Origin of the sequence: Roseateles sp. SL47, from assembly GCF_026625885.1 — a bacterium.
Taxonomy (GTDB): Bacteria; Pseudomonadota; Gammaproteobacteria; order Burkholderiales; family Burkholderiaceae_C; genus Roseateles.
Window position 1 is genome coordinate 6145511 of record NZ_CP113068.1, and the last position, 14285, is coordinate 6159795.

12 protein-coding genes and 1 pseudogene are annotated in these 14285 nt (G+C 65.7%); 6 read left to right on the forward strand and 7 right to left on the reverse strand.

Annotated features, from left to right (window positions below):
• Positions 1-576 precede the first annotated feature (576 nt).
• Positions 577-1092, forward strand: a complete 516-nt coding sequence (locus OU995_RS26600; RefSeq protein WP_267833168.1) for a hypothetical protein — start codon at positions 577-579, stop codon at positions 1090-1092.
• A 69-nt stretch (positions 1093-1161) separates the two neighbouring features.
• On the opposite strand, the gene OU995_RS26605 is transcribed toward OU995_RS26600, so the two are convergent.
• The 7 genes from OU995_RS26605 to cyoA form a co-directional block, all read right to left on the reverse strand.
• Positions 1162-1719 (reverse strand): response regulator transcription factor, encoded by a 558-nt coding sequence (locus OU995_RS26605; RefSeq protein ID WP_267836395.1) that lies wholly within the window; start codon positions 1717-1719, stop codon positions 1162-1164.
• The gene (locus OU995_RS26610; protein ID WP_267833169.1) at positions 1712-3124 is read right to left on the reverse strand and encodes an ATP-binding protein; all 1413 of its coding nucleotides are present in this window, start codon (positions 3122-3124) and stop codon (positions 1712-1714) included. The genes OU995_RS26605 and OU995_RS26610 overlap by 8 nt, the downstream gene beginning before the upstream one ends.
• Positions 3105-3929 carry an SURF1 family protein gene (locus tag OU995_RS26615; RefSeq protein WP_267833170.1) on the reverse strand — a complete coding sequence of 275 codons (825 nt, stop codon included), beginning with the start codon at positions 3927-3929 and terminating at the stop codon, positions 3105-3107. Before OU995_RS26615 ends, OU995_RS26610 begins: the two co-directional genes overlap by 20 nt.
• Complete coding sequence (gene cyoD, locus OU995_RS26620; protein WP_267833171.1) at positions 3929-4309, reverse strand: cytochrome o ubiquinol oxidase subunit IV; 381 nt, start codon at positions 4307-4309, stop codon at positions 3929-3931. Before cyoD ends, OU995_RS26615 begins: the two co-directional genes overlap by 1 nt.
• Positions 4306-4914, reverse strand: a complete 609-nt coding sequence (gene cyoC / locus OU995_RS26625; RefSeq protein WP_267833172.1) for a cytochrome o ubiquinol oxidase subunit III — start codon at positions 4912-4914, stop codon at positions 4306-4308. The genes cyoD and cyoC overlap by 4 nt, the downstream gene beginning before the upstream one ends.
• 35 nt (positions 4915-4949) lie before the next feature.
• A complete protein-coding gene (cyoB, locus tag OU995_RS26630) occupies positions 4950-6944 on the reverse strand; it encodes a cytochrome o ubiquinol oxidase subunit I (RefSeq protein WP_267833173.1) in 1995 nt (664 codons plus the stop codon).
• 64 nt (positions 6945-7008) lie between these two features.
• Positions 7009-8073 carry a ubiquinol oxidase subunit II gene (cyoA, locus tag OU995_RS26635; protein WP_267833174.1) on the reverse strand — a complete coding sequence of 355 codons (1065 nt, stop codon included), beginning with the start codon at positions 8071-8073 and terminating at the stop codon, positions 7009-7011.
• A 248-nt stretch (positions 8074-8321) separates the two neighbouring features.
• On the opposite strand from cyoA, the gene OU995_RS26640 reads away from it, so the two are divergent.
• The 5 genes and pseudogenes from OU995_RS26640 to OU995_RS26660 form a co-directional block, all read left to right on the forward strand.
• The gene (locus tag OU995_RS26640; protein WP_267833175.1) at positions 8322-9656 is read left to right on the forward strand and encodes an MFS transporter; all 1335 of its coding nucleotides are present in this window, start codon (positions 8322-8324) and stop codon (positions 9654-9656) included.
• Positions 9657-10237: 581 nt separating this feature from the next.
• A complete protein-coding gene (locus OU995_RS26645) occupies positions 10238-10759 on the forward strand; it encodes a MarR family winged helix-turn-helix transcriptional regulator (RefSeq protein WP_267833176.1) in 522 nt (173 codons plus the stop codon).
• Positions 10756-12903 (forward strand): FUSC family protein, encoded by a 2148-nt coding sequence (locus OU995_RS26650; protein WP_267833177.1) that lies wholly within the window; start codon positions 10756-10758, stop codon positions 12901-12903. The genes OU995_RS26645 and OU995_RS26650 overlap by 4 nt, the downstream gene beginning before the upstream one ends.
• Entirely contained in the window at positions 12900-13139 is a 240-nt protein-coding gene (locus OU995_RS26655) for a DUF1656 domain-containing protein (protein ID WP_267833178.1), read from the forward strand. The genes OU995_RS26650 and OU995_RS26655 overlap by 4 nt, the downstream gene beginning before the upstream one ends.
• Before the next feature lie 18 nt (positions 13140-13157).
• Positions 13158-14063 (forward strand): annotated as a pseudogene (locus tag OU995_RS26660) (efflux RND transporter periplasmic adaptor subunit); the annotation flags it as partial.
• Between the last annotated feature and the right edge of the window lie 222 nt (positions 14064-14285).

The following is a 14285-nucleotide window of genomic DNA, read 5'->3' on the forward strand; positions in this document are numbered from 1 at the left end:
GGTGTGAGAGAGGTTTTGAGAAGTGCCCAGAAGGGAGCGTTGGGGGTGAGCGGCAAGGGATACCGTCCCGTCCGGTCGATTCACTGCCGCTGTCGTCAAGTGACATCTTCCAGCGCCACTGCCGCCCGCCATGGTCGCTGACCGCCAGGTCGCTCCAGCCTGGAGGTGCCCTCGCGCAGTCGGATGCGGTGGACACGACCTGGCTTTTGCCCTGGGGGCCCGAGTCGTCGCCCAGTGACCGGCCACTGTGGGCTCAATGTATCCAGACGTATCCAATCCGTGAGGCAGCCCCCAGGGGTTGATGGAGGGGGGCGCGACCGGGCCTTGGCAATTTCGCAGTTGCGCCTCTGAGTCGCAGCCCGCTGAGAGGTGCGCAGGCGACAGGACATCGCCCACTGGGTGCGATGAGAGAACAAGGCCTCGATACGATGCCGATTTGGCGCAGGAGTAGAGTAGAGCGATGGAGTCCCGCTCGGGTCCTGGGCCCGCCAATGGGGGGCTCGGTAAAGTCTTGTTGCCCGGTCAACGGCGCAGCGGCGCCCGGCGTTGGCCCCCTACCGACATGGAGTGTTGAAGATGAAAAAGCTGCTGATTGCCTCTTTGGTGGCAGTGCTGACCGCCTGCCAGACCACCAGCCCCGATGTGATTCAGCGCGGTGATGCGCAGCGCCTGTCCCAGGTGCAGGACGCCACCCTGCTGTCCGTGCGCCCCGTCACGGTGGACGGCAGCCAGAGTGGTGCCGGTGCCGTCACCGGCGGTGTGGTGGGCGCCATTGCCGGCGGCAGCGTCGGCGGCCACCGTGATGGCATGGTGGTGGGCGTGCTGGGCGCCGTCGCCGGTGCCGCGCTGGGCAATGCGGTGGAACGCAGTGCCACGAAGGAAGAAGCGGTTGAGCTGCTGCTGCAGATGCGCAACGGCGAACGTCGGGCCATCGTGCAGGCCAAGGGCAATGAAGCCTGGCAACCCGGCGAGCCGGTGATCCTGGTCACCACGGGCGGCCGCACCCGCGTGATGCGCGCACCGGCCACCACGGGCGCCGCACCGCAGCAGTCCCCGCAGCCCCAATATCAGCAGCCGCAATACAAGCAGTAAACCCGGGTGGACGTGGCGCAACCACGTCCCCACTGCGCTGACCCAAGCCACCGCCCAGCGGTGGCTTTTTCATTTCACGCGCTGCTTTTCCAGCTTGCGGGCCAGGGTTCTGCGGTGCATGCCCAACCGGCGCGCTGTTTCCGAGATGTTGAAGTCGGTGGCGGCCAGGGTTTCGTGGATGCGCTCCCACTCCAGCGTCTTGATCGAGGTGGTGGCACGCTCGGTGACTTCCACCTCGGCATCCCCCTGCGCCCGGGAGAAGGCCGCTTCGATGTCGTCGGTGTTGGCCGGTTTGGCCAGATAGTGACGGGCCCCCAGCTTGATGGCTTCCACCGCCGTCGCAATGCTGGCGTAGCCGGTCAGCACCACGATGACCATCGCGGCATCATGCTCATGCAGCGTCTGCACGCAGGAGAGCCCGGAGCCGCCCGAAGCGAGCTTCAAGTCCACCACCGCATATTCGGGCGTGTCGTCCGGGCCGCGTTCGGACAGCAACTGCTGCACCTGGTCGTGGGTGGACGCCCGCAGCACCGTATATCCCCGCCGTTCGAAGGAACGGGTCAGGGTGCGGGCGAAGGCATCGTCATCCTCAACGATCAGCAGCAGGCGGTCTTCGTCATCAGCCATCATGGGCTGCATTGTCGGCGAGGCCCTGAGGCACCAGTGCGGACAGTGGTAATCGGATCTCGACCTCCGCGCCGCCCCCTTCCTCATTCATGAGGTTTCGGGCCTGCAGATGGCCGCCGAGCGAGCGGATGACATTCAGCGCCAGGAACAGCCCCAGCCCGCCGCCCGGACGCCCCTTGCTGGACTGGTAGGGCTTGCCCAGCCGCTCCAGCATCTCGGGCAGGAAACCAGGGCCGCGGTCACGCACGCACAGCACCAGCTGGTCTTCCTCCGCGAAGGCACGCAGCAGCATCGGCTGGCCGGGCGCGGCCTCCTGGGCGTTGTCCAGGATGTTGTCGATCATCTGCTTCAGGCCCACATCCGAGATGATGTGCAGATCCGGCAGGTCCTGATCCGCCCGGTATTCCAGCCGGCCGGCATGGCGGGTCCGCCGCCAATGCGCGACCAGATCACCCAGGAAGGCATGCAGCGTGGTCAGCGCCGGGGCTTCCCCGCGCATCTCCCCCGCCGACATGAGGATGCCGCTGACGATGGCCTTGCAGCGCTGCAGCTGCACCTGCATTTCTTCGATCTCCTGCCGCAATTCCGGGTCACCGGCGAAAGGCGCCATATGGGCCCAGTCCCCCAGAATCACCGACAGTGTGGACAGCGGCGTGCCCAGTTCATGCGCAGCACCAGACGCCAGCAGGCCCATTCGCACGATGTGTTCTTCTTCCGCCGCCCGCTGCCGCAGGTCGGCCAGGCGCGCATCACGCTGGCGCAGGTTGCCGCTGATGCGATGGATGAAGGTGACCAACAGCGACGCATTGATCGCAAAGCAGATCAGCAGGCCGCCCACATAGTGCGGCGGCAGCGACAGCCCGGCCAGGTCCGGCAGCCGCAACGGCTGATGCCACTGGGTCAGCGCCAGGAAGCAGGCGGCTGTCAGCCAGACCATCGGCCAGATGTAGCGCGCCGGCAGCAGCACGGCGCCCACCGCAATCTGCAGCAGGTAGAGAAACACAAAGGGATTGGTGACGCCGCCGCTGTAGAACAGCTGCCCGCTGAGCACCGCCACATCCACCAGCAGACCGGCAAACAGCTCGGCGTTGCCGACGCTGGGCACCCAGCGGGTGCGGATCCAGCAGGCCAGGTTGAACAGCAGCAGCACCAGCAGCAACGTGAGCATCTCCGCCACCGGCAGATGGATGCCCAGCGTGTAGTGCACCGCCACCACGGTGGCGAACTGGCCGGCCACGGCCAGCCAGCGCAGTTGCACCATCTGCATCAGGTTGGATCGGCCGGCCTGGCTGTCCGGCGCCAGCGCGCCCGACAAGCTGGCCAGGCCCGGCAGGCCGGACAAGCCCATCCAGCGGCTGGACCAGCGGCTGTCCCCAGGCTCCCGGTCAGGACGACGCAGGGGCACGGGGGGCCTTGTCATCCGCATCACCGTCGTCGTCGTCCAGCCGCCCCTCGCGCAAACGGCGGCGCCGCTCGCGCCACAGGTAGATGCTGATGCCCGCCGTCATCGCCGCCATGGCGTACCAGGTCAAGGCATAGGACAGATGGCTGTTGGGAAACTGGACCACGGTGAGCCCGCCGCGGGGCCAGGACTCGGTGGCGGGACTGGGCCGCGTGTCCGCTTCGTCGATGAAATAAGGCGCCAGCGGCCCTTCAAGGGTCTGGGCCCGGCCGATGGCCTCGACATCCCGCGAATACCAGCGTCCCGCCGCCGGATCGTTCTTGCGCAGCAGACTGCCGCCCGGCTCGGTGAGCCGCAGCAGCCCGGTGACCTCGACCTCGCCCTGCGCTTCCGTCGCCGTGCGCGACACCCGGGTCTTGTATTGCGGCGGCACGAAGCCCCGGTTCACCATCACCCAGTTGCCGTCACGGCTGCGCAGCGGCGTGAGCACCCAGTAGCCGGTGCCCAGCACCGTGCTGGCGCCCACCAGCACTTCGCGCGAGTGATCGAATGCGCCGCGCACCACCACGCGGCGGTATTCATCGTCCGCCTTGGAGATGCCCGCCCAGCGGTCCGCCGACGGCGCCAGCACCGGAGGCGCCGACAGCCGCTTCTCGACCCGGGCCATCAGGTCCTGCTTCCAGCCCAGCCGCTGCACCTGCCAGGTCCCCAGCGCGATGAACGCCACAAACAAAAGGGCCGCGCCCAGCTGCAACGCCCAGCGGGCGATGCGGCGGCGCGGCCGTTCTTCCTGAGGCAGGTCAGCCATCAGGGCATGTTGCGCATGTCGTGGACCGGCATCATGTTGCTGTTCAGGTGGAACATGACCCACACCGAGCCAGCCAGCATGATCACCACGATGGCGACGGTGAAGATCAGCGCCAGCATGGACCAGCCGCCTTCCACCTTCGAGTTCATGTGCAGGAAGTAGACCATGTGGACCACGATCTGCACCGCCGCGAAGCCCAGCAGCACCAGCGCCATGGTGCTGGAGGAGGCAATGCCCTTGCCCATCACCAGGGCGAAGGGAATGGCGGTCAGGATGACGGAAAGGATGAACCCGACGACATACCCCTTGACGGTGGCGTGGTAGCCAACGTCGTGGTCATCGTGGTGATCGCCGTGATGATCGTTGTTGTGCTCGCTCATGGCAGCACTCCCATCAGATAAACAAAGGTGAAGACACCGATCCAGACCACGTCCAGGAAGTGCCAGAACATCGACAGGCAGATCAGGCGGCGCTTGTTTTCCTTGGTCAGGCCCAGCTTGGCCACCTGGACCATCAGCACCACCAGCCAGATCGCACCAAAGGTGACGTGCAGGCCGTGGGTGCCCACCAGGGCGAAGAAGGACGACAGGAAAGCGCTGCGCTGCGGGCCGGCCCCTTCATGGATCAGATGCGCGAACTCATACAGTTCCACGCCCAGGAAGCACAGGCCCAGAATGCCGGTGATGGCCAGCCAGCCCAGCACACCGGCCTTCTTGCCCTTGAGCATCGCGATCATCGCGAAGCCGTAGGTGATCGACGACAGCAGCAGGAAGCCGGTGTTGACGGCAACGAGCTTCAGGTCGAAGAGGTCCGCGCCCGACGGGCCGGCCGCATAGCTGCGGCCCAGCACGGCGTAGGTGGCGAAGAGCACCGCGAAGATCAGGCAGTCACTCATCAGGTACAGCCAGAACCCCAGGAGGGTGCCGTGCTGCGGATGGTGATCACCGTTGTCGTAGAACACCGGCGTGCCGGTGTTGTTCGTCATGGTCGTTGCTTGCATGTTGGATTGCTCGCTCGGGTTCAGGCCTGTGCGGCCAGCACCTGGGTGCGGGCTTCTTCCGTGCGGGCCACTTCATCCGCAGGGATGTAGTAGTCGCGCTTGTAGTTGAAGGTGTGGACGATGGCCGTGGCCACCACGGCGAACATGGCAATGCCCGCCACCAGCCACATGTGCCAGATCAGCGCAAAGCCCAGCAGGGTGGACAGCGCGGCGATGATGACACCGGCGCCGGTGTTCTTCGGCATGTGGATCGGCTTGAAGCCGGACACCGGACGCTGGTGGCCGCGGGTCTTCATGTCGAACCAGGCGTCATGGTCGTGCACCACCGGGGTGAAGGCGAAGTTGTACTGCGGCGGGGGCGACGAGGTCGACCACTCCAGCGTACGGCCATTCCACGGGTCACCGGTCACGTCACGCAGCTGGTCGCGCTTGAGGTAGCTCACCACCAGCTGGATCAGGAAGCATCCAATGCCGGCAGCGATCAGCAGCGCACCCAGGGCAGCGACCTGGAACCAGATCTGCAGCGACGGATCGTCGAAGTGGCTCATGCGGCGGGTGACGCCCATCAGGCCCAGCACATACAGCGGCATGAAGGCCACGAAGAAGCCGATCTGCCAGAACCAGAACGAGCACTTGCCCCAGAACGGATCCAGCTTGTAGCCGAAGGCCTTCGGGAACCAGAAGGTGATGCCCGCCAGCAGGCCGAACAGCACGCCGCCGATGATCACGTTGTGGAAGTGGGCGATCAGGAACAGGCTGTTGTGCAGCACGAAGTCGGCCGGCGGAACCGCCAGCAGCACACCGGTCATACCACCGATCACGAAGGTGACCATGAAGCCCACGGTCCAGTACATCGGCACATCGAACTTGATGCGGCCGCGGTACATGGTGAACAGCCAGTTGAAGATCTTCGCACCGGTCGGGATCGAGATGATCATCGTGGTGATGCCGAAGAATGAGTTCACGCTGGCGCCCGAGCCCATGGTGAAGAAGTGGTGCAGCCACACCAGGTACGACAGGATCGTGATCACGACCGTGGCGTAGACCATGGAGGCATAACCGAACAGCTTCTTCTGGCTGAAGGTGGAGGTGATTTCCGAGAAGATGCCAAACGCCGGCAGCACCAGGATGTAGACCTCAGGGTGACCCCAGATCCAGATCAGGTTCACGTACATCATGGCGTTGCCGCCCAGATCGGTCGTGAAGAAGTTGGTGCCGACGTAACGGTCCAGCGACAGCAGCGCCAGGGCGGCCGTCAGGATCGGGAACGAGGCCACGATCAGGATGTTGGAGCACAGGGACGTCCAGGTGAAGACCGGCATCTTCATCATGGTCATGCCCGGCGCGCGCATCTTGATGATGGTGGCGATCAGGTTGATGCCCGAGAGCGTGGTGCCCACACCGGCCACCTGCAGCGACCAGAGGTAGTAATCCACCCCCACGCCCGGACTCGCCAGGATGCCGGACAGCGGCGGATACGCCAGCCAGCCGGTACGTGCGAATTCACCCATGAACAGCGACAGCATCACCAGGACGGCGCCACCGGCGGTCATCCAGAAGCTGAAGTTGTTCAGGAAGGGGAAAGCCACGTCACGGGCGCCGATCTGCAGCGGCACCACGTAGTTCATGAAGCCGGTGATCAGCGGCATCGCCACGAAGAAGATCATGATCACGCCGTGGGCGGTGAAGACCTGGTCGTAGTGGTGCGGCGGCAGGAAACCGACGTTGTCGCCGAAGGACAGGGCCTGCTGGGCGCGCATCATCAATGCGTCGGCAAAGCCGCGCAGCAGCATGACGATGCCCAGCACGATGTACATGATGCCGATGCGCTTGTGGTCGATGCTGGTCACCCAGTCGCGCCAGAAGGGGCCCCACAGCTTGAATTTGGTCATCAGCGCCAGCACGAACAGGCCGCCCAGGGCGACTGCCGCGAAGGTACCGATCAGGATCGGCTCATGGTATGGAATCGCCTCAATGCTGAGGCGTCCGAAGATGAGCTTTTGTAGGTCAATCATCTTGGATCTCGATATAACTTGCGGTCCCGGCGCGGCCCATCAGGCCTGGTGCGCCGGGCGCCGGTCAGTTCTGGCTACGGGTGGAAGACCACTGCGCGGCGTACTGGCCGGCGTTGTCGGGCGTGCAGAGGGCGGCCACGAAAATCCGCTTCTGGTCGTTGCTCCAGGGCTTGCTGGCCAGGCCGTTGATCGCGCCCTTGCCACCGCCACCGGCTGCATCAATGGCCATCATCTGGCCCATGCACATCTTGCTGCCGTCCACACAACGGTTGACGATCGCATCGAACAGGCCCGGGGCCACGGTGGCGAATCGGCGCACAGGCTCCTTCTCGCTGGGCTTTTCCAGGGTCTGGTACAGGTCGCGGGAGAGTTCCACGCCGTCGGCCTTGTTGCGCTCGACCCAGGCACCAAACTCGTCGTTGCTCAGGCCGTGGAACTTGAAGCGCATGTGCGAGAAGCCGTCACCGCTGAAGTTGGCCGAGAAGCCGTCATAGGTGCCCGGCTTGTTGATCACGGCATTCAGCTGGCTCTGCATGCCCGGCATCGCGTAGATCATGCCCGACATGGCCGGCACGTAGAACGCGTTCATCACGGTGGACGAGGTGATCTTGAAGAGGATGGGGCGGTCCACCGGTGCGGCCAGCTCGTTGACGGTGGCAATGCCTTGTTCCGGATAGAGGAACAGCCACTTCCAGTCCAGGGCTACCACTTCCACCACCAGCGGCTGCACACCGGCCGGCACCGGGCGCTGGGCGTCCAGACGCTCCAGCGGACGGTAGGGGTCCAGCTTGTGGGTGCTGATCCAGGTCATGGCGCCCAGCGCGATGATGATCAGCAGCGGCGCGCCCCAGATGATCAGTTCCAGGCGGGTGGAGTGATCCCATTCGGGGGAGTAGGTCGCTTCCTTGTTGGAGGAGCGATAGCGCCAGGCAAACGTCAGCGTGAGGATGATCACCGGGACGATGATCAGCATCATGAGCAACGTGGAAGCCACGATGAGTTGCGCCTGCTGGTTGGCGATGTCACCCGAGGGTTTCATCACGACCATGTTGCAGGCGGTCAGTGGCAGCGCCAACGACAGCAGCCCGAGACGGGCCAGACTTGTTTTTAGTGATGCTTTGAGGTACATGAGATACAGCCAGCAGGCGGTTGACCCTCGCCAAGGCTCGTTTTCACGGGCCTGGGCGCCGGACATCCGGTTGTGGGCAACAGGAACTGGATCAGCCAGGGCCTGAGCCAAGGAAGGAACCAGGAGAAAACGACAGGGGTTTACGACTAACGGGTAAACGACACTTGTCGACAGTTGCACGCCGGGCGCAGATTTTGCCTCATTGACTCAAACCAACTATTGGACATTTTGTCCCAGGTAGGAGACTCATGAATAGCAACACACTTTCTACGGTGGGGCAGCCCCTGCCGCGAGGGACAGGGGTCGCCACACAAGCCGAGCAGGACGCGGTGGCTCCAGGCGATATTGCGGTGGGGGTGGTCATAGGCCGCGCCTCCGAGTATTTCGACTTTTTTGTCTACGGAATCGCCTCCGTTCTGGTGTTTCCGGCCATCTTCTTCCCCCATCTGGAGCGGTTGGAAGGCACGTTGTGGTCGTTTGCGCTGCTGGCGCTGGCCTTTGTGGTGCGGCCCATCGGCACCCTGATCGGGATGTCGCTGCAGCGGCGTTTCGGCCGTGGCGTGAAGCTGACAGTGGCCCTGTTCCTGTTGGGTATATCCACTTGCGTCATCGCGGTCTTGCCGGGCTACAACGCCTGGGGCCCGGCCGCCATCCTGGCGCTGGCGCTGTGCCGCGTTGGGCAGGGGCTGGCCTTGGGGGGCTCCTGGGACGGTCTGCCTTCGCTGCTGGCGATCAATGCGCCGGAAGGCCGCAGGGGCTGGTACGCCATGCTGGGGCAGTTGGGCGCGCCGGTGGGGTTCCTGATCGCGGCTTCGCTGTTTGCGTATCTGTGGGGCAGCCTGAATGTCATTGACTTCCTGAGTTGGGGCTGGCGGTTCCCGTTCTTTGCGGCGTTCGCCCTGAACGTGGTGGCGCTGTTCGCACGCTTGCGGCTGGTGATGACGCATGAGTACGAGAAAAACCTGGAAGAGCATGAGCTGGACCCCTGCGACACGATTGAGCTGTTCCGCGAGCAGGGCTACAACATCTTCATCGGTGCGTTTGCCGCCCTGGCCAGCTATGCGCTGTTCCACCTGGTGACGGTGTTCCCGTTGTCCTGGGTGATCCTGCATTCGGACAATTCCGTCGGGCAGTTCCTGTCGGTGCAGATCATCGGCGCGCTGCTGGCGGGGGCGGCCATGCCGATCTCGGGGCTGATCGCGGACCGGATTGGCCGGCGCAGCACGCTGGGGACCCTGGCCACGGCCATCGGGATCTTCAGCCTGTTTACGCCGCTGCTGCTGGACAGCGGCAGCATGGGCCAGAACATCTTCATTCTGGTGGGCTTTGTGCTGCTGGGGCTGTCTTATGGCCAGTCGGCGGGGGCGGTGACGTCCAATTTCCTGCCGCGCTTCCGGTATACCGGCGCGGCGCTGACGGCGGACTTGGCCTGGCTGTTTGGGGCGGCATTCGCCCCACTGGTGGCGCTGGGGCTGTCCATCCAGTTCGGCCTGTGGGCGGTGACGGCGTATCTGCTGTCCGGCGCCGTGGTCACCCTGGTGGCGCTGCGGACGAATCGGATGTTGCAGATGAAAGATAATTAGGCCCCCGGTTTGGCTGGCCTAAGGCCAGCCAAACACGCCCCCCGAGGGGGCTGGGGCCGCCTTGGGGCGGCCCGGCGGCAGCCCCCTTCGCTCACCAAGAGCCCCGCTTGGACGGCGCTGCGCGCGTCCGGCGCGACTAGATGCCACCTGGAGCGGTGAATGAGGGCTCTGGATCGGGGCTGGGGCCGCCTTGGGGCGGCCCGGCGGCGGCCCCCTTCGCAAACCAAGAGCCCCGCTTGGACGGCGCTGCGCGCGTCCTGCGCGACTAGATGCCACCTGGAGCGGTGAATGAGGGCTCTGGATCGGGGCTGGGGCGCCTTGGGGCGGCCCGGCGGCAGCCCCCCTTCGCAAACCAAGAGCCCCGCTGGGACGGCGCTGCGCGCGTCCTGCGCGACTAGATGCCACCTGGAGCGGTGAATGAGGGCTCTGGGTTGGGGCGGCCCGCTCGCTCGCGACGAGCACCACTTGGGCGGCGCTGCGCGCTCCGAAGCGACTCCGCTTTTCATGCATTTGTTGGCAGAGATTTTGAGTGGAATATCCCCACAACTTAGTTAGCAAGCTAACTATCTACAATGCGGGCCATGAGCACCGCAAAGTCCCCTCGTCCGATGACCCGCAATGCGCGGGAGCTGGCCTTGCTGCAGTTGGGCGCCAGCCTGCCCATCCTGGAACGGGCCTATCGGGCCACCGCCAATCAGGCCATGGCCGGCCTCGGCGTTTCCCAGGCCATGGCCTGGCCCCTGGTGATGATCGGCCGTCAGGGCGATGGCCTGCGCCAAGGAGTGTTGGCCGACCTGGTGGGCATCGAAGGGCCGTCACTGACCCGGACCCTGGACCAGTTGGTCGAAGCAGGTTTTGTGGAACGGCGTGAAGACCCGGAAGACCGCCGCGCCAAAACGCTCTACCTCACGGACGCCGGTAGCGCCGCCTGCGAGCAGATCGAGACCATCCTGCGGGACCTGCGCAATGAGGTCTACGCGGGCGTGACCGATGCCGATATCGAAGCCACGCTGCGGGTGTTCACCGCCCTTCAGCAACGCCTGGGTTGCCCCTCCCCCATCGTGCCGCCGCGTGCCGCCAAACGGATGCCGCAACGTCCATGAAGCCACCTGCCCTGCCCGCCCTCATCCGCTTCAGCCAGGCCGAGTGGCTGTTCTCCATCAAGGCCTTTGCCGCCGCCATGCTGGCCGTCTTCCTGGCCAACTGGGCCGGCCAGCCACGCCCGTTCTGGGCCATGATGACCGCCTATATCGTGGCGCATCCGCTGGCTGGCGCAGTGCGGTCCAAGGCAATGTACCGCTTTGTCGGCACACTGGTGGGGAGCAGCGCAGCCGTGCTGCTGGTGCCACGATTTGCCAATGCGCCAGAACTGCTGAGCCTGGCCCTGGCACTGTGGGTCGGCACCTGCCTGTGCCTGTCACTGCGTGACCGCACTCCGCGCGCCTACGCTTTCATGCTGGCCGGCTATACCGCCGCGCTGATCGGTTTCCCGTCAGTAGACACCCCCCTGAATATGTTCGACTCCGGCGTGGCTCGCGTCGAAGAAATCGCACTGGGCATTCTGTCAGCAACACTGGTGCACAGCCTCGTGCTGCCCAACGGGCTGGCCGCCAGCGTGCTGGGCCTGCTGGACCGCACCCTGGGCGACACCCGCGCCTGGCTATCCGATCTCACCGCGCGGCGTGATGGTGGCGCGGACCGCCGCCGTGTCGCGGGCGACATCACCCAGTTGCGCCTGCTCAGCACCCACATCCCCTTTGACACAAGCCATCTGCGCTGGACCGCCGATGCGGTGCACGACATGCAAGACCAAGTGGCTGCACTGACGCCGCAACTGTCGGCCGTGGAAGACCGGCTGAAAGCCCTGGAGCAAGCGGAGGGCGGTCTCTCTCCCGACATCACCACGCTGCTGGCCCAGGTGGCCGATTGGATCGCCCTGTCGCCCGCCGAAGCACAGACCCGGTGGCCGGACCTGCAGTCGGCGCTGGACCTGTTGGGGCAGGACCCGTTGGGGCAGGACAGCCACCCCAGCGCCGCCAGCGCCGCCAACCCCACGGGCCCCTGGAATCACCTGCTCCGCCTCGCCCTGGCCGAACGCCTGGAGCGTCTGCTGAGCAGCTGGCTGGAATGCGTGCAGCTGCGCGCCGACATCGACCACGGTCTCAGTGGCGCCCCCATGCCCAGCCGCGCCCGCCCGGCGCTCTCCGGCCCGCGGCTGCACATCGACCTCGGCATGGCCGCGCTGTCGGGCGCGGCGGCGGTGGTGGCCATCCTTGTCTGCTGTGCCTTCTGGATCCTGACCGGCTGGCCGATGGGCTCCGCCGCCGCCATGATGGCGGCCATCTTCTGCTGCTTCTTCGCCGGCATGGACGATCCGGTACCAGCCATCAACGGCTTCCTGAAGTGGACCGTGTTGTCGATGCCGGTGAGCGCCTTGTATGTGCTGGTGCTGCTGCCACTGGTGCAGGACATCTGGACGCTGGTGCTGGTGTGCGCCCCCGTCTTCCTGGTGGCCGGCTGCTTTGTCGCCCGGCCCGCCACCATGGGCGCGGCACTGCCCTTTGTGTTGGGTGTGGCCGGCACGCTGGCAATGCATGACACGTCCCAGGCGGACCTGCCCGCGTTCCTGAATTCCATGCTGGGCCAACTGGCCGGTGTGTTTGTCGCCTCCCGCGTGACCCGATTGATGCGGTCGGTGGGGGCGGACTGGAGCGCCCGCCGCATCCAGCGCGCCACCTGGCGAGAGCTGGAAGACCTGGCTCGTTTGCCTCGCTCGGTCAACCGCAGCCAGGCCTACCTGCTGCGCATGCTGGACCGCATCGCCCTGCTGGCCCCTCGTGTCGCCCAGGCGGGTGGCACCGTGCCAGGTGTGCCCACCGACGATGCCTTGCGGGACCTGCGCCTGGGGGCCGACCTCGTCCTGTTGCAGGCGCTGCGCGACCAATGGCCATCGCTGGCCATCAAGCCCTTGCTGACAGGGCTGGCGGATTGGCAGGCCCAGCGCAGCGCCGGGGTGTTTGAAGCGCCTCCTGTGGCGCTGCTGACGTGCATCGATGACGCGCTTCGCCGCCTGCTGGCGGTCTGCCCGGCCGGCACACGCTGGCCGTCGTCGGCGCGGGCCTCGGCAAGTGCCCTGCTGGGCCTTCGCCGCAATCTGTTCCCGGACGCTCCCGCTGCCCACCTCATGGTCGAGCCGCCGCCTGCCGATCGTCCCGCCATCAACCCTCTGGAGGAGGCCCCGGCATGACCGGCGCTGTAGACGTATTCGGGCTCTATCTGCCCTGGCTGATGCCGCTGGCCTTCGCTGCGCTGCTGATGCTGTGGGGCGTTCGCCGCCTGCTGGCGCTGTGTGGCGCCTATCGCTGGATCTGGCATCCGGCGCTGTTCGATATGGCCCTGTACGTGCTGTTGCTGTGGGCCCTGAGCGGCATCTCTCAGCGGGCCGCACCTGCCGTGCTGCATTTCTTCTCGAATTTGAATTGATCTGGATGATTGGTCGTCATGACATCACTGCCCTCCTTCCTTCGTCCCCGTCGCCTGGCGCCGTTTGTGGTCACCGTCCTGGTGGTGGGGGCTGCTGCCTGGGCCGCGATGCGCCTGTGGGACCGTTATGAACTCTCGCCCTGGACCCGTGATGGCCGGGTGCGCGCCAACGTCGTGCAGATTGCGCCGGATGTTTCCGGCCTGGTCACCGCCGTGCCAGTGGGCGACAACCAGACCGTGGCGGCCGGCACGCTGCTGTTCGAAGTGGACCGCGCCCGTTATGAACTGGCCCTGCGGCAGGCCCAGGCCCAGCTGTCCGCACAGAAGGTGGTGCTGGCGCAGGCCCGTCGCGAGTCCGACCGCAATACCGGCCTGGGCAACCTGATCTCCCAGGAAGTGCGCGAGCAGACACGCAGCCGCGCCGAACAGGCACGGGCGGCTGTGGCGCAGGCCGAGGTGGCGGTGGAAGCGGCCCGGCTGAATCTGGAACGGGCACTGGTGCGGGCCCCCTCCTCCGGCACCATCACCAATTTCGACCTGCGCCAGGGCGCTTATGCGTCGGCCGGACATCCGGTGCTGGCGCTGGTGGACGAGCAGTCGCTCTACGTGGAGGGCTACTTCGAGGAAACCAAGCTGGCGCGTATCCATGTGGGCGACCCGGTGCACGTGCTGCCGATGGGTGCAGCCCGTCCGCTGAGTGGGCATGTGGAAAGCTTTGCCGCCGGCATTGCGGACCGCGACCGCAGCACCAGCACCAATCTGCTGCCCAGCGTGAACCCCAGCTTCAACTGGGTGCGTCTGCCGCAGCGAGTACCGGTGCGGGTGAAGCTGGACCCGCTGCCCGCCGGTGAGCGCCTGGTGGCGGGACAAACGGTCACGGTGCAGGTGATGCCCGCTCAGGCTGGGTCTGGTGCGCGCACAGCAACGGCGAATGCTTCGGCAAAGGCAACGGCAACGGCACCCGCTACAGCGGGTACAGCGGGTACAGCGGGTACAGGGGGTACAGGGGGTACAGGGGGTACAGGGGGTACAGGGGGTACAGGGGGTACAGGGGGTACAGGGGGTACAGGGGGTACAGCGGGTACAGGGGGTACAGCGGCTACAGCGGGGACAGCGGCTACGGATAAGGACACCGCCAGGGCGGGG